This window comes from Streptomyces sp. NPDC008079 (assembly GCF_042957385.1).
In the GTDB taxonomy this organism is placed as follows: Bacteria; Actinomycetota; Actinomycetes; order Streptomycetales; family Streptomycetaceae; genus Actinacidiphila.
The window spans coordinates 33,352-54,638 of sequence record NZ_JBIBIC010000008.1 but is presented as its reverse complement, the minus strand read 5'-3'; the positions used below and the strand labels follow the sequence as shown (position 1 = coordinate 54,638).

Sequence of the window (21,287 nt, the reverse complement as noted above, 5' to 3'; positions counted from 1 at the left end):
AGCGGTTACGCTCCGGCTCAATCGCGACCGAGAAGGGGGCCGGAGTGACCTCACAGGCCAGGCCGCTGCGGATTGCCCTGCTCAGCTACAAGGGAAATCCCTTCTGCGGCGGCCAGGGCGTGTACGTCCGGCACCTGTCCCGCGAGCTGGCCGCGCTCGGCCACAGCGTCGAGGTGATCGGCGCGCAGCCCTACCCCGTGCTGGACGCGGTCGGCGAGGGCGTCACCCTCACCGAGCTGCCCAGCCTCGACCTGTACCGGCAGCCGGACCCGTTCCGCACCCCCAAGCGCGGCGAGTACCGCGACTGGGTCGACGCCCTCGAGGTCGCCACCATGTGGACCGGCGGCTTCCCTGAACCGCTCACTTTCAGCCTCCGTGCCCGGCGCCATCTCGCCGCCCGCCGCGCCGAGTTCGACGTCGTCCACGACAATCAGACGCTCGGCTACGGGCTGCTCGGCCTCGGCCTGCCGCTGGTCACCACGATCCACCACCCCATCACCGTGGACCGCCGCCTGGACCTGGCCGCGGCGCAGGGCTGGAAGCGACGGCTGTCGGTGCGCCGCTGGTACGGCTTCACGCAGATGCAGAAGCGGGTGGCCCGCCGCCTGCCGTCCGTGGTGACCGTGTCCGGTTCGTCGCGCGACGAGATCATCGAGGACCTGGGCGTACGGCCGGACCGCATCCGCGCCGTCCCGATCGGCGCCGACGCCCGGCTCTTCTCGCCCGACCCCTCCGTGGCCGAGGTGCCCGGCCGGATCGTCACCACATCGAGCGCCGACGTGCCTCTCAAGGGCCTGGTCTTCCTGATCGAGGCGCTCGCCAAGGTACGGGCGCAGCGGCCGTACGCCCATCTCGTCGTCGTCGGCAAACGGCCGGAGAAGGGGCCCGTGGCCGAGGCCATCGCCGACTTCGGCCTCGCGGACGCCGTCGAATTCGTCAAGGGCATCAGCGACGCCGAGCTGGTCGACCTGCTGCGCGGCGCCGAGGTCGCCTGCGTGCCGTCGCTCTACGAGGGCTTCTCCCTGCCCGCCGCCGAGGCGATGGCCACCGGCACCGCGCTGGTCGCCACCACCGGCGGCGCCATCCCCGAGGTCGCCGGGCCCGACGGCGAGACCTGCCTCGCCGTGCCCCCGGGCGACGCCGGTGCGCTTGCCGCTGGGCTTGAACGTGTCCTCGACGACGCCGGCCTTCGCAAGCGGCTCGCCGCCGCCGGCCGCGCCCGCGTCCTGGCCCACTTCACGTGGGAGCGGGCCGCCGAGGCGACGGTGGCCCTGTACCGCGAAGCGATCGCCTCCGCCCCGCGGGCTCGCGGGCCTGTGTCCGATGTGCGGCTGCCGCCGCGTGGGCGCGACCAATCCGCCACCGGGCCGGTGGTCGCGGAACCGACCGCGTCCGCCCCGCTGGGGCGGTCGGTGAGCCGCGGCGCCGCACCGGCCGAGCGCGCGGTGCCCCGCGCCCCTGAAGGGCGCGCCCTCGCGCAAGGTGAACGTATGGGGGACGTGCCCCCCGAGACCGAGTCCGGCCCGGTAGGGAGCAACCGCTGATGCTGACCGTCGACTTCACTCGTTTCCCGCTCGCCGCAGGCGACCGCGTGCTGGACCTCGGATGCGGCGCCGGGCGCCACGCCTTCGAGTGCTACCGGCGCGGAGCGCACGTGGTGGCGCTGGACAGGAACGGCGAGGAGATCCGCGAAGTCGCCCGCTGGTTCGCGGCGATGAAGGAGGAGGGCGAGGCGCCGGAGGGCGCGTCGGCGGTGGCGATGGAGGGCGACGCCCTCCAACTCCCCTTTCCCGACGAGAGCTTCGACGTCGTCATCATCTCCGAGGTGATGGAGCACATCCCCGACGACAAGGGCGTCCTCGCCGAAATGGTGCGGGTGCTGCGCCCCGGCGGCCGGATCGCGGTCACGGTGCCGCGCTACGGCCCGGAGAAGGTCTGCTGGGCGCTGTCGGACGCCTACCACGAGGTCGAGGGCGGCCACATCCGCATCTACAAGGCCGACGAACTGCTCGGCAGGATGCGGGAGGCGGGCCTGCGCCCGTACGGCACGCACCACGCGCACGGGCTGCACGCGCCGTACTGGTGGATCAAGTGCGCGGTCGGCGTGGACAACGACAAGGCGCTGCCGGTGAAGCTGTACCACAAGCTGCTGGTCTGGGACATCATGAAGAAACCGCTGGCCACAAGGGTCGCCGAACAGGCGCTCAACCCGCTGATCGGCAAGAGCTTCGTGGCCTACGCGACCAAGCCGCACCTGCCGGTGGACGCCGTCTCGCCGTCCGCGGACGACACCGACGTCACAGCCGCCCCGGGCGCCGCCAAGTGACGTATCCCAGCCGGAGGCCGGACCGCACGGAGCGGCTGGCGCTGCCCGGTGTGCTCACCGCCCAGCAGGCCGCGGAGACGGTGGACGCCGTCGCGGCGGTCCAGCGCGAGGACGGCGCGATCCCCTGGTTCCGCGGCCACCACCTCGACCCCTGGGACCACGTCGAGGCGGCGATGGCGCTGGACGCGGCGGGCGAGCACGAGCGCGCGCGGGCCGCGTACGACTGGCTGGCCAGGCACCAGAACGAGGACGGGTCCTGGTACGCCGCCTACCAGGACGGCGACCCGCAGCGGCCGACCGACCGCGGCCAGGAGTCCAACTTCTGCGCGTACGTGGCCGTCGGCGTGTGGCACCACTATCTGTCCACCGGGGACGACGCGTTCGTGGACCGGCTGTGGCCGACGGTCTACGCGGCGGTGGAGTTCGTGCTGGGGCTCCAGCAGCCCGGCGGCCAGATCGGCTGGAAGCGGGAGGCGGCCGAGCACGGCGGGGGAGTCGTCACCGACGCGCTGCTGACCGGGAGTTCGTCGATCCACCAGGCGCTGCGCTGCGCGCTGGCCATCGCCGAGCACCGCGAAGAACCGCAGCCGGACTGGGAGTTGGCGACCGGCGCGCTGGGGCACGCGATCCGCAGCCACCCGGAGCGGTTCCTGGACAAGAACCGCTACTCCATGGACTGGTACTACCCGGTGCTGTCCGGCGCGCTGCGCGGGCCGCGCGCGCTGGAGCGGATCGAGGAGGGCTGGTCCCGCTTCGTGGTGCCGGGCCTCGGCGTCCGCTGCGTGGTGCCCAACCCGTGGGTGACCGGCGGCGAGACCGCCGAACTGGCCCTGGCGCTCTGGGCGGTGGGCGAGTCCGACCGCGCCGTACAGTTGCTGGCCGACATGCGGCACCTGCGCGCGGACGACGGCCTGTACTGGACGGGGTACGTCTACGACGACGACGCCGTCTGGCCGGTGGAGCGCACCGCGTGGACCGCCGCCGCCGTGCTGCTGGCGGTGGCCGCGCTCGGGGGGGACGAGGCGACCACCGCCGTATTCAGCGGGGAACGGCTGCCGGTCGGGCTGGAACCCGAGGCGTCCGGCAGGACGGGCTGCTGCTGAGACGCGTGCCGTACGTCAGGCGCGGTTGACCCGGCCTGCCACCGCGTGCGCTACCAGCAGGTAGACGGCTGCGGGCAGACCGTAGTTGAGCACGGTGCGCCACTTGGCGTTGTCCACCGTGAACAGGTCCTTCGACCATCCCGCGAGCCAATTCGCCGAGTGATGGACCCAGTTGACCAGGTCGTTCGCCCGGTTGGCGTCGAACACGAAGAAGAAGATCCACAGGATCAGGATCAGTGCAGCGATGTCTGCGACGATGAGGATGATCGCCGCGGCGGGGTTACCGCCATACCGTCTGGCCATGACAACCGCATTGCCCGGCTCCGGCGATTGAAACTCCTTTCGATTCCGCGGTGACGGCGCGCCCTCGCGAAGCGTGAGGATCTGGCCAGAACTCCCGAGTGGCGGGCGGACCGGGGCCGGGTGATGCTGCCAAAGATCACGCACGCCCCGCACCCGTAGCCCGTATGCCACCCCGGAGGTCCCCGTGCCGACAGGCATCCCGTTGCGCCGGACGATCGTCGCGCTCCTGCTCGCCGTCACCTTCTTCACGGCGACCGCCTGCGGCAAGTCCACGGACTCCATGTCGACCGGCAGTTCGGACCCGAGCGCGTCGCCGACCAGCACCGTCGAGAAGCAGAAGCTGGCCAAGACGCGCTTCGTCGCCAACGCGGGCCTCGCGGCCGGGGCCACGTACCAGTGGATCGTGAAGCCGTACAAGGCGGGCAAGTTCAAGAAGGGCGCGAGCGGCCGGACCTTCGCGCTGGTCAAGGCCGGTCTCGCGGGCACCTTCGCCTACAACAGGCTGAAGGCGGCGGCCGGGAACGCCAAGGCCGACCCCACGCTGAGCAAGGCGGTGGCACCGCTGACGGCGGGCATCGACGCGCTCAAGGACCTGCCGGCCAAGCTCCGCAAGGGCGACTCCGCCGACCAGGCGGCGAACAGCTTCGACGACGTGATCAACAAGGTCAAGGAAGCGGGCAAGAGCGCGGGGGCGGACGTCACCGACAACGTGCCGTCGCTCAAGGACATCGGCGGCTGAGGGCAGGGGCGGCTCAGGGCGGCGGCTGAGGGCGGCGGCGACTCAGGGCAGCGGCGGCTCTGGACATCGTCGGCTGACGCGCTCGGAGCCCACCGCCGGGCCGCCCGCTAGGCGTTCAGCTCCGCCAGCACCCGCAGCGTCTCCCGGTCGGGCGCGGTCACCAGCAGGTCGGTGACCGGGCCCGACCGCCAGGCCGCGAGCCGGTCGGCGATCCGTTCACGCGGCCCGACCAGCGAGATCTCGTCGGCGAAGGCGTTCGGCACGGCGTGCACCGCCTCCTCGCGGCGGCCCTCGGCGAAGAGCCGCTGAATCCGCCCGGCCTCCTCCTCGTACCCCATCCGGCCCATCAGCTCGGCGTGGAAATTACGGCCGCGCGCGCCCATGCCGCCGATGTAGAAGCCGAGCATCGCCTTGACCGGGAGCAGCCCGTCGGCCGGGTCCGCGCAGACCTGCGCGCGGACCAGCGGGGCGACCATGAAGTCCTTCGACGCGTCGGCGAGCGGCGCGTCATAGGCGTCGGTACGGAACGGCGACCAGTAAAGGGGCAGCCAGCCGTCGGCGATCCGTACCGTCTGGGCGATGTTCCTGGGACCCTCGGCGCCCAGCAGCACCGGCAGGGCGGCGCGCAGCGGGTGGGTGATGGGCTTCAGCGGGCGGCCGAGGCCGGTGCCGTCGGGACCGGCGTACGGCAGCGCGTGGAAACGGCCGTCCAGCCGTACCGGCGCCTCGCGGCGCAGCACCTGGCGGATCACGTCCACGTACTCGCGGGTCGCGGTCAGCGGGCTGCTCGGGAATGGGCGGCCGTACCAGCCCTCCACCACCTGCGGTCCCGACAGGCCGAGGCCGAGCAGCATCCGCCCGCCGGAGAGGTGGTCGAGGGTGAGCGCCTGCATCGCGGTGGCGGCGGGGGAGCGGGCCGCCATCTGCGCGATACCCGTGCCCAGCCTGATCCGGCTGGTGTGCGCGGCGATCCAGGTGAGCGGGGTGAAGGCGTCCGAGCCCCACGCCTCCGCGGTCCACACCGAGTCGTAGCCCAGCCGTTCCGCCTCCTGTGCCAGCCCCACATGGCCGGGGTCCGGGCCGCGGCCCCAGTAACCGAGCGCGAGTCCGAGCCGCATGAACGCCTCCTGGGGGCAGTTGATCTGACGGTGCGTCAGGAATAGTGGGAGGGTACGCGCGCCCGCCGCGGGCCGGAAGACCGGCGGCCGGGCGCGGGGCCGTACACAGGCAGCGGGCGGCTGGGGGGCCGGGGGGCCGGGGGCGGGCAGGTAGGCGGGCGGGCGGAAAAGAACAGCGGCCGGTCCCGGCGTCCGGAGGCCCGGAGCGGGACCGGCCGCTGTCGCGTACCGGAAGGAGAAACGATCAGCCGCGCTGGATGCCGCTGCTGTCCTGGAGCACACCGCGCCGCCCGTCCTGGGTCTGCGCGATCAGCGCGGAGCCGCGCTGGTCCACGGCCAAGTACCAGGTACCCGGCGTCAGTTCGGCGATCTGCGCACCCGGGTTGTCCTCCGCGAACAACGGGCGCGGCACCGGCACCGCGAACCAGAAAGCGGTGAAGTCCGACGACGGACCCTGCGCGGCGGCCGGCTGCGGCGCCGACTGCTGCGCACCGTACGGCTGCTGGGCCTGCTGCGGCTGACCGTACGGCGTCTCGACGGACTGCGCGCCGCCCGGGTAGCCGTAACCGGCCTGCGGCGGACCCGCCGCGTACGGCTGCTGGCCGGGGCCGACACCGTACGGCTGGGCCGCGGGCCGCGGGGCGCCGAGCAGCGGGGCCTTCAGCGCGGGAAGACGGTTGGACAGCGGGGCCGCCACCGCGATGACGACGCCGAACAGCAGCGTCAGCCAGTTGCCCGCGCCCTTGTCGACGCCGTCCGGGTTGTCGAACAGCGTCGCCCACAGAGCGGTCCAGCCCACGAACAGCGAGATCGCGACAGCCCACTGCTCAAGGGAGAGCCCCAGGATCTGCCGCCCGACGAGCGGACCGGTACGCGCCAGCACCACCGCGGCGGCGGCGATCAGCGCGGCCAGCGTCACCGAAGGCAGGATCGGGAAGTAGTCCGAGTGCCACAGGTTCCGCGAACTTTCCGCGCCGTTGAACGGCGACTTGAAGCTGAAGAACGGCAGGAACGAGGCGATCAGCAGCAGCACCGCTGCTCCGATCACCGCGCCGTCTCCTCGGGTCAGGGAGCGGATGTTCACGTCAGGTCCTGTCCTTTGTCAGTTCGGTTAACTCGGCCGTACTCAATCGGGCGGTGCCCCATCGTACGGGTGTGATCATGTCCGGACAGCCAGGTATGACCATTGGTGCACGATCCATACCGGACTGCTACAGCCCTGTCACCTCTTCCCTTCGAGGAAGGCGGTGAGGCCGTCGGCGATCCCCTGGGCAGCGTGCTGCCGCCACGCGGAGTCCGTCAACGACTTGGCGTCATGAGCGTTGCGCATATTCCCGCACTCGATGAACACCTTCGGAACGGTGGACAGGTTGAGCCCGCCGAGGTCGTCGCGGACCGTCATCCCCGTACCGCCGCCGAGGTAGTCGGCGAAGTGCTCGCCGGTCGCCGCGGCGAAACGCGAACGCAGCGTCGTGGCCAGCAGATACGAGGGCGCCGCGATCTTACGGGTGTCCGCGATGCCCACGTGCACCGACGTGGGCGCGATCACATGGAAGCCGGACGCCGACGCGGGCGCGCCGTCCGCGTGGATCGACAGGGCCGCGTCCGCGTGCGCCGCGTTCCCGATCCGGGCCCGCTCGTCCACGCACGGGCCGAACGCCCGGTCGCCGTCGTACGTCAGCTTCACCTGCGCGCCGCGCGCCAGCAGGATCGCCCGCACCCGGTGCGCGACGTCCAGGGTGTACGTCGCCTCCGCGTAACCGGAGTTGGTCTCCGTCCCCGTGGTGTCGCACTCCTTGCGGGCGGTGCCGATGTTCACCAGTTTGTTGATCTCCGCCGTGTGCTTGGCGTTGTTGAGATTGTGGCCGGGGTCGAGGACGACGACCTTTCCCGCCAACGGCCTCATCGCGCCTGCGGTGTTGAGCGGTCGGGGGGAGGCCGTCGCCTGCGCGGTCGGGGCCGTGCCCGCCAGGTCCGCCTGGGGCGCCGAGCCCTTCTGGCCGTCGTCGCCGGTACCCGCCGAGGTCGGTGAGGCCGACGGCGAGGACGTCGGCGCGGCCCGTACCGCGCTGTCCTGCTCCGAGCCCCCGGAATCGCCCACCGCGTGGTACACCAGACCGCCTGCCAGGCACGCCGGTACGACCACGGCGACGGCGATGATCAGAGAGCGGCGCTTGCCGCCCCCGTACGACTCGTTCCTGAACACGCCAGCGACTCTATCGGCCTCGCGGACATCCCTGAAGGGCGGTCGCGCGGCGCGGCCGGGGAGCTACGGAGGGCGAGGTGGTCGTGACGGCGACGGGTGGCGTGGGCCGCTCGGCCGTATGCCGCGCGGGGCGCGGCGGGCTACGGTTCGAACGGGCCCGGCAGCCTGCGCAGCACATGCAGTGACCCCGTCGCCGAGACCTCGGCGAAGGCGCCGGAGTCCAGCGCGCGCCGGTACACCCGGTACGGCGCCTGCCCGCCGTCGGCCGGGTCCGCGAACACGTCGTGGATCACCAGCAGCCCGCCCTCGGCGACCAGCGGCCCCCACCCCTCGTAGTCGCCGCCCGCGTGCTCGTCGGTGTGCCCGCCGTCGATGAACACCAGCCCGAGCGGCTGCCGCCACACCCTGGCGACCTGCGGTGACCTCCCGACCACCGCGATCACGTGCTCCTCGAGGCCCGCCTCGTACAGCGTCCTGCGGAAGGCCGGAAGCGTGTCCATCAGCCCCGTCGCCTCCTCCACCACCAGCTCCGGGTCGTGGTACTCGCCGTTGCCCCAGTCCCGCTGCTGCTCCTCGCTGCCCCGGTGGTGGTCGACGGTCACCGCCACCGTGCCCGCGCCCCGGGCCGCGTCCGCCAGCAGGATCGTCGACCGCCCGCAGTACGTGCCCACCTCCAGCAGCGGCAGCCCGAGTCCGGCCGCGGCCTCCTTCGCCGCCGCGTACAGGGCCAGGCCCTCGTCCCGTGGCATGAACCCCTTCGCGGCCTCGAACGCCGCCACCACATCCGTCATGGGGTTCACCTTATTTCCGCTGGGACGCGGGCCGGGACCTGGGCCGGGGCGCGGGGATGGGGGCCGGGCCGGGGCCTTATGCGTCGGCGCCCGAGGCCGCGAGGCCGATGCGCAGCACGGCGGCCCTGCCCACGACGCCGAGCAGCTGGAGACTCAGCTTGTTCACCCTCCCCTTGGTGCCCGCCTCGCAGGTCAGGTCGGTGGAGCCGGAGTCCTCGTCCGACGGGCCGGTGACGCTCATCTGGCAGCCGCCGTCGGAGTCGAACTGCGACTGGATCAGCGGCGCGGTCAGCATGACCGTGTGACCCCCGACCGAGGTCACCGTGAGCCGTCCGACACCGGACCGCGCGGGCACCGGAATCGTGTCGCCCTCGGTCACCCGGACCTCGCAGCGCCCGTCCCTGCACAGCTCCGTGTCCGTGCCGTCCGACGGCACGGGCAGCGTCGGGGCGGTCGACGGGCTGGGGGTGGTGGGACTCGGGGATGTCGTGGCGGTCGTCGGTGTGCGGGACGCCGGTACGGCACGGCCCGCGCCGTCGGAGCGGCCGGAGCCGCCCGCGCCGCCGTCGCCGCACGATACGAGGACGGCGGCCACGGCCGCGAACAGCACGGCGCGCACGAGCGGACGGAAACGGGACGGGCCCGCGGAAGGCTGGTTGTTCATGCGTACAGCCAAACCCACCTGTCCCGGGACCGGTCCCGAAGCACGTACCCCCCGGAAGATGTCCTAGGCCCCGGCGGGGGTGGACGTAGGCCAAAATCCCGATGCTTTCGTGACAGGCGGGACGGCAGCATGGTCCCCATGAGCGATCTCCTCGGACAGCGCGAACGAACCCCCCGCCGTACCGGGCGCCCGGCGCCGCCCGCATGGGCGGTGCTGGTCGCGGTGTGCGCGGGCCAGTTCCTCGTGGTGCTCGACGTGTCCGTCGTGAACGTGGCGCTGCCGTCGATGCGTACGGACCTGGCGCTGAGCCAGGCCGGTCAGCAGTGGGTGGTGAACGCGTACGCGATCACCTTCGCCGGCCTGCTGATGCTCGGCGGCCGGGCCGCCGACCTCTTCGGCCGCAAGCGCGTCTTCCTCGTCGGCCTCGGCCTGTTCACGGCCGCGAGCCTCGCGGGCGGCCTCGCGCAGTCCTCGGGGCTGCTGATCGCCGCCCGCACCCTCCAGGGCATCGGCGCCGCCGTACTGGCGCCCACCACGCTCGCCATCCTCACCACGTCCTTCCCCGAGGGCCCCGAGCGGACGAGGGCGATCGGCACCTGGACGGCGGTCGGCGCGGGCGGCGGCGCGGCGGGCGGCCTGGTCGGCGGCCTGCTGACCGACTACCTGTCGTGGCGCTGGGTGCTGCTGGTCAACGTGCCGATCGGCGCGCTGGTGATCGTCGGCGCGGCGCTGTGGCTCACCGAGAGCCGCGGCGGTACGAGCCGCCGTCTCGACGTACCCGGCGCCGTCCTGGTCACCGGCGGTGTCGCCGCCCTCGCGTACGGCATCGCCGAGAGCGAGTCGCACGGCTGGACGTCCGCCACCGCGCTGCTGCCGATCGTCGGGGGCGCCGTCCTGCTCGGCGGATTCGTCGCCGTCGAGGCCAGGACCGCCCAGCCGCTGATGCCGCTGCGCCTGTTCCGTATCCGTTCGGTGTCCGCGGCCAACACCGTCCTGCTCGCGGCCGGGGCCGCGACCTTCGCCACCTGGTACTTCCTGTCGCTGTACATGCAGAATGTGCTGCACTACAGCCCGGTGCGGGCCGGTCTGTCCTTCCTGCCGCACACCGTCAGCATCATCGTCGGCTCCAAGCTGGCGCCCCGGCTGATGAGTTACGTGGACAGCCGGATCGTCGGCGCGGCGGGCGGGCTCATCTCGGCGGTGGGTCTGGCCTGGCAGAGCCGGCTCACCGTGGACGGGGCCTTCCTCACCTCGATCCTCGGGCCCGGCGTCCTCACCATGTTCGGCGCGGGCCTGATGATGACCCCCATCGCGGCGGCGGCCACCTCCGGTGTCGGCATGAGCGAACAGGGGCTCGTCTCCGGCCTCCTCAACACCTCCCGCCAGCTCGGCGGGGCACTCGGGCTCACGATCCTCGCGACCGCCGCCGCCAGCCGTATCTCCTCCCGCGGGCACGCGGGAGCGTCGGCGGCCCGCGCGCTGACCTCGGGTTACTCCCTGGCCTTCCTGATCAGCGCGGCCTTCCTGGTCGTGGGCACCGCGCTCACGGCGCTGTTGCCGAAGCCGACTCCGAAGATCGTTCCGGTGTCGTAGCCGTAGCCGTAGCCGTAGCCGGGCCTGTGGTCGGGGCCGCCGTCGCGTCGTCGCGGAGCAGCGCGAGCTTCTCCGCGGCGTCGGTGCCCTCGACCGGGAACGACGCCAGCATCCGTACGTCGTCCTCCGGTGTGAGCAGCACCTCGCAGCGCAGCCGGACCAGCCCGACCCGCGGGTGCAGCACGTTCTTGCGGTCCGCGCGGCGCACCGCGACCTCGTGCCGCTCCCACAGCGCGCGGAATTCGGCGCTGCTGTCGAGCAGATCCCGCACCAGGTCGGCGAGGCCCCGGTGCCCGGCGCGGCGGGAGTACGTCGAGCGGAGGTCACCGACGTGCGCCGCCGACATCCGCGGCCAGTCCTCCTCCGGCACCCGCGCGCGCCAGGCCGGATCGGTGAACCACTGCCAGAAGATGTTGTTCTCGCGGCCGGGGCCCGTGATGTCCCGGCCGGTGAGCGCGTCCTGGAGCGCGTTCGTCCACACCACCTCGCCGAGGTCGGTGTAGATGCACACCGGCACGTCCACCAGACGACTCGCGAGGCTGATCAGCCCCGGACGGATCCGGTTCCCGGCCAGGCGCGGCGGCGCCGACAGCCCGACGAGGTGGAACAGGTGGTCCCGCTCGTCCGGGTCGCAGCGCAGCGCACGCGCGAGCGCCGCCACGACGGACTCGGACGGCGCCGAGCCGCGCGCCTGCTCCAGCCGCGTGTAGTGATCCGTCGACACCCCCGCCAGCTGCGCCACCTCCTCGCGCCGCAGCCCCGGCGTCCGCCGCCGTACCCCCTCGGCCAGGCCGACGTCCGCGGGCCGCAGCGCCTCCCGCCTCCGGCGGAGGAAGTCGGCCAGCCCTGTCCTGTCGATCACCCTCCCATCCTCCGAGCCCGCCGCCCTTTTAGCCAGGGAGAACCTGTCCCTGGCTACCGCCCGCGGGCGGACGTCCTGTGCGGGAGGCCGCGGATGTAGGGGGCGAAGAGCAGGGACCAGTTGCCCACGGCGTGGTGGGCGCGCAGTGCCTGTTCGGCCTCTTCCCCCTCGGCGGGGAGGTCGGCGGGGAGGTCGGCGGGGACATCGGCCGGGAGGCCGGCTGCTGGGAGGTCCGCGGGCGCGTGGCCGTCCCATTCGGTGGCCGCGTCGAGCAGGTACAGCAGGTGTCCGGCCGCCGGGCCCGCGTCCCCGGCCTCCAAGGCGCTCGTGGTGAAGGCGCGCTGTTCGTCGCGCCACACCAGGTCCGAGCTGTCGACGGCCGACGCGACCAGCTCCGCCCAGTACGCCTCGTCGTGGGCGCCGGTGCGCTGCCGCATGTGCCGCGCGGCGAACCGCGCCATGGCTCCCGCGTCGTCGATCAGCGGGGAGAGCACCTGGTCGGAGGTGAAGTCGAAGCCGAACCAGAGGCGGCGGCCGTCGAGGACCAGCGATTCGATCCCGCCGACCACCTCGGTACGCCCGGCCAGCCCGGCCTCCGTATCCGCCGCCGCGCCCTCGACCGCCATGGTGGCCCCCTCATCGCTCGTTCCCGCTACCGCCGGAGTCTGTGAGGAGTTGTCTATCGCACGGCACTGACACCCGCGGGGGCGCCTTACGGCCGTCCGGCCGCTTCGAGCAGGCTCTTGAGCCGGGCCAGGTCGGCGGTGACGGACTCGGCGTCGCGCCGGAATTCGTCGTCGCTCGTCTCCGGCTGTCGCCGAAGCGTGAAGACGACCTCGCTGGCCGGGCCGTCCGCGATCACCCGGACCGGGTTGGAGACGGTCCGCCCGGAGGGCAACGTGACGTCGTGGTCGAGCACGCCCCACTCGTTGGCGGGCGAGAAGGCGACGGTCACCCGCCCCAAGGGGGCGGATCGCGCGACCCATTGACCGTCGATCTCCTCGATCGAGCCGCCCAGCCCGTGCGCCCACTCCGGCAGATTCGCCGGGTCCGAGGCGTAGTCGTAGACGTCCTTGACGGGACGGTCGATACGGATGCCGAGGTGCCGGGATTCCCTGCCTGCGCCCTTCCTGCTTGAGCCGTCCCTGCTTGAGCCGTCCTTGCCTGCGCCGCCCTTGCCTGCGCCGTCCCTGCCTGCGCTGTCCGTGCCGTTGCTGTTGTCCATGACCGCGACGCTACGGCCGACCGGCGCCGTTTTCTTGAACGAATCGGACATCGCGGGAATCCCGCGGCGCTCAGCGGAAGTAGTGGCCGTCCTTCAGGTCCGCGAGCAGGCCGGGGCGGGTCGGCCGCCAGTCGAGCAGATCGCGCGTGATCCGCGCGGAGGCGGGGCCGTCGACGGCCCAGAAGCGGCCGAGCCAGCCGACGTACTCCCCGGCCTGCTCGGCCGTGACGGAGACGGCGGGGACGCCGAGATGCGCGGCGAAGATCTCGGCGACCTCGCGGATCGGTACGCCCTCGTCGGCGACCGCGTGCAGCACGGAACCGGCGGGCGCGGATTCGAGCGCGAGGCGGAACAGCCGGGCGGCGTCGTCGCGGTGGACGGACGGCCAGCGGTTGGCGCCGTCGCCGACGTAGGCCGCGGCCCCCTTCTCGCGCGCGAAGCCGATCGCGACCGGCATGAACCCGTTGTCGCCGGTGCCGTGCGTGGCGGGCGGGAGGCGTACGACGCAGGAGCGGACGCCGTGGCCGGCGAGGGCCTGGACGTAGTGGGCGTTGCCGATCCGGCCGCCGGAGCCGCTGATCGGGGCGTCGGTGCTGTCAGTGGCGGTGGTGCCGTCACCGCCGTCGGTGCTATCGGTGTCGCCCTCCGTGCTCGCGGCCCGCGCGAGACCGTCGCGTTCGGTGGCGACGACGCCGGGCGCCAGCCCGAGCACGCCGAGGATGCCGGAGGCGATGACGAAGGGCTTGTCCGTACCGGTCAGGGCCTCGCCGAAGGTCTCGATCGCCGCGCGGTCGGCGTCGGTGGCACCGGCGAAGTCGCCCGCGAAGGCGATGTCGTGCTTGAACGCGAGGTGGACGACCCCGTCGGACGCTGCCGCGGCCTCCCGCAGCGTGCCGAGGTCGTCGAGCGACCCCGGCAGGACCTCGGCGCCCGCGGACCGCAGGGTCCGGGCGGCGGCATCGGAGCGGGCGAGCCCGACGACCGAGTGACCCGCGGTGATCAGCTCGGGTACGAGCCCGCGGCCGACCCAGCCCGACGCTCCTGTGACGAAAACGCGCATGGGGAACCTCCAGAAAGGGGCGCGCCCGTCCGGCGGATCCGTAGCGGGCGGCCTTGCGGTCACCCTCTATTCTTTGTACGGTCGTGCAAGAAAAGTCAAGCGGTGACGGCGGCCGGTGCGCGAGGGAGGATGGACGACGGCGGACCGCGACGAACAGGACGGACCGCGACGATCACGACGGACCGTGACGATCACGAACGACCGCGACGATCAACCGGAGGCAGCGATGGCGGGGCGCCCCGTCGACCACCAGCGGCGCGCGGAACTGCTCGACGCGGTGGTCGACTACACGGTCGAGCACGGCTTCTCCGAGGTGTCGTGGCGGCCGGTCGCCGCCGCCCTCGGGGTGTCGCCCACGACCCTCGTCCACCGCTTCGGCACCAAGGAGCAGATGCTCCAGGCCGTCCTCGGGCGCCTGCGCGAGCGCATCTTCCAGGCCACCAACGAGACGGCCGGACACCAGCCCGATCTGGCGACGTCCGTACGCGCCGTCTGGCGACGCGCCTCGGACCCGCGCCAAGGCGCCGAGTTCCGGCTCTTCTTCGCCGTCTACGGGCGGGCGCTCCAGGCGCCCGAGCAGTTCTCCGACTTCCTCGACCACGTCGTCACCGACTGGATGAACGCCCTGTGCGCCGCCCAAGGGCCCGACGTATCAACCGAGTCGGCAGTGCGTACGGCCACCCTCGTCATCGCCACCGTTCGCGGCCTGCTCCTCGACCTCCTCGCCACCGGCGACCGCGCCCGCGTCGACGACGCGGCCGAAGCGTTCCTCGCCTCGCTGGCGTGAGGGGTCAGAGCCAGCCGTTCTGGCGCGCGTGGCGTACGGCTTCGATGCGGTTACGGGTGCCGGTCTTGCCGATGGCCGCGGAGAGGTAATTGCGCACGGTGGACTCGGAGAGGAAGACGCGGGCCGCGATGTCGGCGACGGTGGAGCCGTCCGCGGCGGCGTTGAGCACGTCGCGCTCACGCGGGGTGAGCGGGCTGGGCCCCGCGCTGAGCGCGGCCGCGGCCAGCGCCGGGTCGATGACGCGCTCGCCGCGCAGGACACGGCGGATGGCGTGGGCCAGTTCCTCGACGGGCCCGTCCTTGACCAGGAATCCGGCCGCGCCCGCTTCCATGGCTCGCCGCAGATACCCCGGCCGGCCGAACGTGGTGAGGATGAGAACCTGGCACGACGGCAGCCGCTCGCGCAGCTCCGCCGCCGCGTCGAGCCCGCTGCGCCCCGGCAGTTCGATGTCCAGCAGCGCGATGTCCGGCCGCGCCTCCAGCGCCTCCGCCACGATCCGGTCCCCGGCCGCCACCTGCGCGACGACCTCTAGGTCGTCCTCCAGATTCAGCAACAACGCGAGCGCGCCCCGCATCATCCCCTGGTCCTCCGCGAGCAGCACCCGCGTCAGCGCCCCGTCCCGCCGGTCGCCGTGCTCGCCGCCCCGCTCCCCGCCCTGCCCTGTCTCCCCGTCGGTCATCCCCCCACCCTAGACAGCCCTCGCCCTAGGCAGCCGCCACCCTAGACAGCCCCCGCCCGCGCGGTCCGCCCGCCGTGTCCGGGACATGGCTCGCACGGCGACTATTGCCGCGAGTGGGCTGGTACTACTGGTACATGCATGAAGAGACCGCGCAGTCCGCGATCGACACGTTCATCTCCGCGTTCAACGCGTCGGACGACACCTATGTGACCGGGCTGCTCTCCCAGGCCCTGACCTCGGATGTCCTCTTCTGGGGGCCGTTGGGACGCAGCGAGGGGATCGAGGCGGTCGAGCGCTTCGTGCTGGACATCCGGCGCCATCCGGCGGGGGCCGGCACGATGGAGCGCTGCTCGGCGGTGGACATGCCAGATGAGTGGGCCCGGTACGAGTGGGTCTTCACCACTCCCGACGGAGGCCCCCGCCTGACGGGAACCGACGTCGTCCATCTGCGGCGGAGCCTCATCGACCAGGTCATCGTCTTCGCCGGAGAGATCAAGTAGGCCGATTCCCCCGCCGCCCCCGAGTTCCCCACGACGTGACCTCGGCGAGGACGTCGTGCCAGGGGAGGGCACCGGGATCGGCCGCCTCGCCGGAAGAAGCCGCCTCGCCGGAAGCCGCCTTGGCGGGGCGCCCGGACCAGAGCCGTACTCCCGACCGCGCCTCGGACGCGCGGACCGGCTCCCAGGAGCCCGCCGGGAACACTCCGGCGAGCTCGTGCACGGCGATGAAGCCGGCCACACCGCCCTCGGGGTCCGTGCGGTCCGGGCGCTCGGTGAGGGCTTGCCACAGGATGTACACGTTCGGCAGCCGCACCTCGGGCCGGAACCGGTACGTACGCGAGGCGTTCCCGCCTGATCGAGCCGATGCGCGGCAGCCGCACCCGGGCGAGCGGGACGACCTCGCGCGCAGATCCGATGATCTGAAAGAAAAGCCCTAGGTGTCCCGCCACGGGGTAGCGGTCGGGATGGGAGAAGGTGGCCTCGTCGGGCACGCGGTTCGCGGGAGGACGGTGCCGCACCTTTTCCGGTTGGGCCGCAGGCACGTCGTAGAGGAGTGAATTCGTATGACGGATGACGTCTTCGGGAGTTCCGAGGCATTGAGGGAACTGACGATCCACGACCGGCACGGGCAATTCATCGGCCGGGTCAGCCATGTGTACGTGGACGACTGGGACCGTCGGCCGCAGTGGGTGACGGTGAGGACCGGGATGCACGGCTTCGAGGAGACGTTCGTCCCCTTGGCAGGCGCCGAGCACGAGATCGGGCGCGACACGGGCGGCGGTGTGCTGCGGGTGGCGTACGACCTCGACACGATCAAGGCCGCGCCGCGCGAGGACGCCGAGCAGCACCTCGGACTCGACCAGGAGCAGGAGTTGTACGCCCACTACGGGCTCCTCCCGCCGGAGGGCCAGGCGTCCGGCGCCCCGGGCGTGGGCGCCGACCGCCCCACCGCCCCCCTCACCGGCCACGACGAGGGCATGGACGACATCCAGGAACTCTCCGACGACCCGACCCCCGCCCCCACCCGCTCCCGCCTCCGCAAGGCCACCCCCGCCGAAACCACCCCACCCGCATCCACCTCCTCCGAGCCCCCCACCCCCTCGGAGCCCCCCGTCTCCTCCGAGCCCCCCACCCCCTCGGAGCCCCCCGTCTCCTCCGAGCCCCCCACCCCCTCGGAGCCCCCCGTCTCCTCCGAGACCCCCACCCCGACAACCGAGGCGACCCCCTCCACCCCTCCGCCCCCTCCCGCCCCCGACGACAGGTCCTAGAGATCGACCCCGTTCTTCACCGCCGGCGGCGGCTACGCGTCCGGGGTCGGGGCGCGGGGTGGGCTGGACTGGGCGGGGGTTGTGGCGGCGGACTGACCGGAGGAAAAGCGGATAAAGGGGCTGCGGGGGGAATTCGTCCCGGAATCCGGCCCGCGGAAAGGGTGGCGGGAAAAGGCTGTACGTACCTCGGGGTTCGTGAACCCCGAGGTACGTATCGGAGCAGGTGGCGGCAGGTGCAGAAGGCGGGATTCCACTTAATTTTTTCCTGAAAGGATTGACGCGCTTCGTTAGATGGACACAGAATCCACTTCGCTCATAGGGGAGTTCGGGTGGAACGGGGTGGGGGCGGACTGTGAATATTCGTATGCGGCGCAGAGCGCGGAAGCTGGCGTGGCGGGGGGTCGCGGTGGGGGCGGCGGCCACGGTGGCGTGGGCGGGGCTGACGCCCCTGGACGCGACGGCGGACCCCGCGCCCGCACCGCAGACCGAGGCGCAGCGGGACCTGGACCAGGCGCAGGCGTCCGGGCAGCCGGTGGAGGTGGTGGGGGCGCGTACGGAGAACACGACGACGTACGCGAATCCCGACGGAATCACCATGCGGCTCGACCAGTTCACGGCCCCGATACGGGTCGCGCGGGCGGACGGCTCCTGGGCCGAGCCGGACGCGACACTGGCCAGGAAGGCCGACGGGAGCCTGGCTCCGAAGGCGGCCGTGGTGGACCTGGCCTTCTCCGGCGGCGGCACCGCCCCGTTGGTGACGATCGGGCGCAACGGCCGCACGCTGGCCTTCAGTTGGCCCGGCACGCTGCCCGCCCCGACGCTGGACGGCGAGAGCGCCGTGTACGCCGACGTGCTGCCGGGCGTGGACCTGCGCATGACGGCGACCACGCAGGGCTACCGCGAGGTGCTGGTGGTCAAGACGCCGACCGCGGCGGCCAATCCGGCGCTGAAGCGGATCGAGTTCGGGATGCGCGCCTCCGGCCTGGACGTCAGCGACACCGCGAGCGGCGGGCTGAGCGCGGTCGGCCCCGACGGGCAGGAGCTGTTCACGTCCTCGGCCGCCCAGATGTGGGACTCGCTCGGTACGGCGTCCGACCCGGTCGACAACCCGGCCGCGCCCACGGCGAAGACGGCGCCCACCACAAAGGCCGCGCCCAGCGCCAAGACCGCGCCCACCACAAAGACCGCGCCCAGCGCCGAGGCCCTCGCCCCCGAAGACGGCCCGGCCCCCGGCGCCACCACCGCCACCACCCCGCTGGACGTCACCGGCACCTCCGTCGCCGTCGTCCCCGACCCCCACCTCCTCGCGGCCAAGGACACCGCCGCGTACCCGCTGTACATCGACCCCGACGTGTCGCTCGCCTCGGGCGCCCCGCAGCGCACCCTCCTGCGCAGCGACGGCTACAGCAGCTACGGCTGGGGCAACGGCACCAACGGCGAGGGCGACGGCCACTGCGGCTCCTGGAACGGCTACTACTGCGGTCCCGGCTACACGCAGCGGCTCTACTTCCAGTTCACCCCCGGCGCCCTCAAGGGCAAGAAGGTCCTGAAGGCGACCTTCCGCGTCACCTCGCCCTGGGCGTTCCAGTGCGACGCGCGCTGGACGGACCTGGAGCGCACGAACAACTTCTCGTCGTCCACGACCTGGTCGTCACGCCCCAAGGAGCTCGACCTGATGGTCGACCGCTCCTTCTCGGCCGGCCGCGGCTCGACCTGCGACCCCAACTCCCCTGACGCGCCGATCGAATTCGCCGACAACCCGGACGAGACGAATGAGAATCTGACGCCCACGGTCGCGGACTTCGCCGCGGGCAAATTCGCCAAGCTCACCCTCGAACTGCGCGCGCACGACGAGTCCGACACCTCCGCGTGGAAGCGGTTCAAGAACAACGCGGCGCTGTCCGTCAACTACGTGGCCAACCCCGCGCTCCCGACGAAGATCGGTCTGGTCACGGGCAGCGGCGTGGTGTGCTCGACCAAGAGCGCCGACCCGTCGGTGATCTCCGACCCGACGCCCGCGCTGTCGTCGGTGCCGCAGACGGCGGCGGGCGGCGAGTCGGGCGCGCGGCTGCGTTCGGTCTTCAGCATGGACAAGTACACGGCGTCCAGCGCCACCTGGTCGAGCGCGTTCAGCGACATCGTGCGGCCCGCGACCGGATTCGTCGGCGACAACGTCTCACCCGGCGTCGCCACCGCACCGACCCTGACCGACGGCACGCTGTACCGGTACCGCACATGGACCCGTTCGTACTACGACAACCAGAGCAGCTATCTGGCGGGACCGTCCAACGGCTCGACCACCGGCTGGTGTTACTTCAAGGTCGACTCCACCGCCCCCAAGGCGCCGACGGTCACCTTCGCGCGAACCTACAGCGAGTGCCTGCCCAACACCTGTGTTCCGGCGGGCGGTCCCGGCGTGGAGGGCAAGGTCGTCTTCGGGCCCGCGTCCGGTGACACCAACACCGCCTACGAGTACAAGCTGTCCTCGTCCGACGCGTGGATCGCGCTCGCGGCCGGGGTCACCAGCGCGACGATCACCCCGCCCGCCTCCGGCACGTACCACCTGGACGTCCGCGCCAAGGACGTCGTCGGGCGGTGGGGAGCGGAGACGGTGAAGGACTTCCTGGTCGCGGCCGGTGCGGGTCCGGTCGGGCAGTGGAGCTTCGACGAGAGCGCCGGCCAGGCCGTCGACACCTCGACCACCGTGGCGGCGCAGCAGCACAACGCGACGCTGTCCGGCACCGGCGCGGTCCGCGACGCCAACGGCCGCCGCGGCGACCTGCCGGACGGCAACGGCGGCAGCACCCCGGACAAGGGCCTGCACCTGGACGGGACGTCGGGGTACGCCTCGACGGCGGGGCCCGTACTGGAGACCCGCTCGGCGTACACCGTCTCGGCGTGGGTGAAGCTGGACACCACCACGCCCAACGGCATCGTGCTCTCCCAGGACGGGGTGACGTACAGCCCGTTCATCCTCGCCTACGACCACGGCCTGGGCACCTGGTTCTTCGGGGTCAAGCAGCAGGACGCCAACACCGGCACCGCGTACTACGGAGTGGCGGCCAAGTCCCCGCCCAGGACCGGGGTGTGGACCCACCTGCTGGGCAGCTACGACCCGGCCACCTCGCAGAGCGCGCTGTACGTGAACGGCGTGCTCCAGGGCACCGCGACCACCACCGGCTCGTGGTCGGCGACCGGCGCCTTCCAGATCGGGCGGTACAAGTGGGGGACGTACCAGTACAACTTCCCCGGCAGCATCGATGAGGTGAAGGTCTGGCAGCGGACGCTGACCTCGCAGGAAGCCTCCGACGAGGCGCGGCTGCTCGGCACCGACGGCAAGGCCCAGGTCGAACTGACCGCGGCCTGGGACCCGTCGGGCGCCTCCGGCACCACCCTCGCCGACACCGCCTCCGGTTACGGCCGCACCCTGACCACCTCGGGCGGCGCCACCCTCGACGGCGACACCATCGCCCTCGACGGCGCCACCGGTTCGGTCTCCACGCCCGGCTCCGTCGTGGACGACACCGGCTCCTTCACGGTCACCACCCGCACCCAGCTCGACGCGGCGGCCCTGGTCACCCACCCCGTCGGCTACACCGAACAGATCGCGGGGCAGCGCTCGGCCGACGGCTCCTCGTGGGGCGTGTGGTTCAAGTACACCGGCACCACCACCACACTGGACGACGACGGCAACGTCATCACCGTCCCCCAGGGCCAGTGGCTCTTCGGCCGGGTCGCCACCGACGGCACCTTCACCGGCGCCGTCTCGCCCAACGACGACCCCAGCGGCGGCAGCGCCGACGGCACCGTCCAGGTCACCGGCGTCCTCGACGCCCAGTCCGGCACGGTCAGCCTCTACCTCGGCGACAACCTCCAGGACACCCAGCCCTTCACCGCCGTCCAGGGAGCGGGCGACTTCACCGGCGGCCGCGCCTACGTCGGCGCGACCTGGGGGCACTACCTGGCGGGCCAGATCGAGGACATCCGCGTCTGGTCGGGCGCGATGACCGACTCCGACCAGATCACGTCGGTCATCGACGGCTGACCCCGGTCGGACGGCGGC

Annotated in this window: 21 protein-coding genes; 9 read left to right on the top strand and 12 right to left on the bottom strand. The window is 72.4% G+C overall.

What is annotated here, in order from left to right; genetic code table 11:
• The first annotated feature begins 20 nt into the window (after nt 1–20).
• The 3 genes from ACFZAM_RS18575 to ACFZAM_RS18565 are packed head-to-tail and all read left to right on the top strand — an operon-like array spanning nt 21 to nt 3,429.
• Nucleotides 21–1,544 (top strand): glycosyltransferase, encoded by a 1,524-nt coding sequence (locus ACFZAM_RS18575; protein WP_391047642.1) that lies wholly within the window; start codon nt 21–23, stop codon nt 1,542–1,544.
• The gene (locus ACFZAM_RS18570; RefSeq protein ID WP_355345403.1) at nt 1,544–2,326 is read left to right on the top strand and encodes a class I SAM-dependent methyltransferase; all 783 of its coding nucleotides are present in this window, start codon (nt 1,544–1,546) and stop codon (nt 2,324–2,326) included. Before ACFZAM_RS18575 ends, ACFZAM_RS18570 begins: the two co-directional genes overlap by 1 nt.
• Nucleotides 2,323–3,429 (top strand): prenyltransferase, encoded by a 1,107-nt coding sequence (locus tag ACFZAM_RS18565; RefSeq protein WP_391047300.1) that lies wholly within the window; start codon nt 2,323–2,325, stop codon nt 3,427–3,429. The genes ACFZAM_RS18570 and ACFZAM_RS18565 overlap by 4 nt, the downstream gene beginning before the upstream one ends.
• Nucleotides 3,430–3,444: 15 nt before the next feature.
• On the opposite strand, the gene ACFZAM_RS18560 is transcribed toward ACFZAM_RS18565, so the two are convergent.
• Nucleotides 3,445–3,732, bottom strand: a complete 288-nt coding sequence (locus ACFZAM_RS18560) for a hypothetical protein (protein WP_188285062.1) — start codon at nt 3,730–3,732, stop codon at nt 3,445–3,447.
• A gap of 184 nt (nt 3,733–3,916) precedes the next feature.
• Here ACFZAM_RS18560 and ACFZAM_RS18555 point away from each other — a divergent pair, with 184 nt between their 5' ends.
• Entirely contained in the window at nt 3,917–4,471 is a 555-nt protein-coding gene (locus tag ACFZAM_RS18555) for a hypothetical protein (RefSeq protein WP_391047296.1), read from the top strand.
• A 107-nt stretch (nt 4,472–4,578) separates the two neighbouring features.
• Here the strand turns inward: ACFZAM_RS18555 and ACFZAM_RS18550 are convergent, their stop codons facing one another.
• The 5 genes from ACFZAM_RS18550 to ACFZAM_RS18530 all read right to left on the bottom strand — a co-directional run bounded on the left by ACFZAM_RS18550 (nt 4,579) and on the right by ACFZAM_RS18530 (nt 9,250).
• Nucleotides 4,579–5,589 (bottom strand): LLM class F420-dependent oxidoreductase, encoded by a 1,011-nt coding sequence (locus ACFZAM_RS18550; protein WP_391047293.1) that lies wholly within the window; start codon nt 5,587–5,589, stop codon nt 4,579–4,581.
• A gap of 244 nt (nt 5,590–5,833) precedes the next feature.
• A complete protein-coding gene (locus tag ACFZAM_RS18545) occupies nt 5,834–6,673 on the bottom strand; it encodes a hypothetical protein (RefSeq protein WP_355345391.1) in 840 nt (279 codons plus the stop codon).
• Nucleotides 6,674–6,811: 138 nt separating this feature from the next.
• Nucleotides 6,812–7,795, bottom strand: coding sequence for an N-acetylmuramoyl-L-alanine amidase (locus ACFZAM_RS18540; RefSeq protein WP_355345388.1), 984 nt, complete (start codon nt 7,793–7,795; stop codon nt 6,812–6,814).
• Between the two features lie 140 nt (nt 7,796–7,935).
• A complete protein-coding gene (locus ACFZAM_RS18535) occupies nt 7,936–8,586 on the bottom strand; it encodes a class I SAM-dependent methyltransferase (protein ID WP_391047289.1) in 651 nt (216 codons plus the stop codon).
• A gap of 76 nt (nt 8,587–8,662) precedes the next feature.
• Entirely contained in the window at nt 8,663–9,250 is a 588-nt protein-coding gene (locus ACFZAM_RS18530) for a hypothetical protein (RefSeq protein ID WP_391047287.1), read from the bottom strand.
• A 138-nt stretch (nt 9,251–9,388) separates the two neighbouring features.
• Here ACFZAM_RS18530 and ACFZAM_RS18525 point away from each other — a divergent pair, with 138 nt between their 5' ends.
• Nucleotides 9,389–10,843 carry a DHA2 family efflux MFS transporter permease subunit gene (locus ACFZAM_RS18525; protein WP_391047284.1) on the top strand — a complete coding sequence of 485 codons (1,455 nt, stop codon included), beginning with the start codon at nt 9,389–9,391 and terminating at the stop codon, nt 10,841–10,843.
• Here the strand turns inward: ACFZAM_RS18525 and ACFZAM_RS18520 are convergent.
• The 4 genes from ACFZAM_RS18520 to ACFZAM_RS18505 all read right to left on the bottom strand — a co-directional run bounded on the left by ACFZAM_RS18520 (nt 10,794) and on the right by ACFZAM_RS18505 (nt 13,990).
• Nucleotides 10,794–11,705, bottom strand: coding sequence for a helix-turn-helix domain-containing protein (locus tag ACFZAM_RS18520; protein WP_391047283.1), 912 nt, complete (start codon nt 11,703–11,705; stop codon nt 10,794–10,796). The genes ACFZAM_RS18525 and ACFZAM_RS18520 overlap by 50 nt on opposite strands.
• A 53-nt stretch (nt 11,706–11,758) precedes the next feature.
• The gene (locus tag ACFZAM_RS18515) at nt 11,759–12,331 is read right to left on the bottom strand and encodes a hypothetical protein (RefSeq protein WP_391047280.1); all 573 of its coding nucleotides are present in this window, start codon (nt 12,329–12,331) and stop codon (nt 11,759–11,761) included.
• 86 nt (nt 12,332–12,417) lie between these two features.
• Nucleotides 12,418–12,801 (bottom strand): SRPBCC family protein, encoded by a 384-nt coding sequence (locus tag ACFZAM_RS18510; RefSeq protein ID WP_391047640.1) that lies wholly within the window; start codon nt 12,799–12,801, stop codon nt 12,418–12,420.
• Between the two features lie 199 nt (nt 12,802–13,000).
• Nucleotides 13,001–13,990, bottom strand: coding sequence for an NAD-dependent epimerase/dehydratase family protein (locus tag ACFZAM_RS18505; RefSeq protein ID WP_391047277.1), 990 nt, complete (start codon nt 13,988–13,990; stop codon nt 13,001–13,003).
• Between the two features lie 184 nt (nt 13,991–14,174).
• Here ACFZAM_RS18505 and ACFZAM_RS18500 point away from each other — a divergent pair, with 184 nt between their 5' ends.
• A complete protein-coding gene (locus tag ACFZAM_RS18500; RefSeq protein WP_391047275.1) occupies nt 14,175–14,777 on the top strand; it encodes a TetR family transcriptional regulator in 603 nt (200 codons plus the stop codon).
• Between the two features lie 4 nt (nt 14,778–14,781).
• Here the strand turns inward: ACFZAM_RS18500 and ACFZAM_RS18495 are convergent, their stop codons facing one another.
• Nucleotides 14,782–15,387, bottom strand: coding sequence for a response regulator (locus ACFZAM_RS18495; RefSeq protein WP_391047638.1), 606 nt, complete (start codon nt 15,385–15,387; stop codon nt 14,782–14,784).
• Between the two features lie 203 nt (nt 15,388–15,590).
• Here ACFZAM_RS18495 and ACFZAM_RS18490 point away from each other — a divergent pair, with 203 nt between their 5' ends.
• The gene (locus ACFZAM_RS18490; protein ID WP_355345356.1) at nt 15,591–15,956 is read left to right on the top strand and encodes a nuclear transport factor 2 family protein; all 366 of its coding nucleotides are present in this window, start codon (nt 15,591–15,593) and stop codon (nt 15,954–15,956) included.
• Here ACFZAM_RS18490 and ACFZAM_RS18485 read toward each other — a convergent pair.
• Nucleotides 15,949–16,254 (bottom strand): hypothetical protein, encoded by a 306-nt coding sequence (locus ACFZAM_RS18485; RefSeq protein ID WP_391047272.1) that lies wholly within the window; start codon nt 16,252–16,254, stop codon nt 15,949–15,951. The genes ACFZAM_RS18490 and ACFZAM_RS18485 overlap by 8 nt on opposite strands.
• A 265-nt stretch (nt 16,255–16,519) precedes the next feature.
• Here ACFZAM_RS18485 and ACFZAM_RS18480 point away from each other — a divergent pair, with 265 nt between their 5' ends.
• Entirely contained in the window at nt 16,520–17,224 is a 705-nt protein-coding gene (locus tag ACFZAM_RS18480) for a PRC-barrel domain-containing protein (RefSeq protein WP_391047269.1), read from the top strand.
• A gap of 364 nt (nt 17,225–17,588) precedes the next feature.
• Entirely contained in the window at nt 17,589–21,269 is a 3,681-nt protein-coding gene (locus ACFZAM_RS18475; RefSeq protein ID WP_391047266.1) for a LamG-like jellyroll fold domain-containing protein, read from the top strand.
• Nucleotides 21,270–21,287 lie beyond the last annotated feature (18 nt).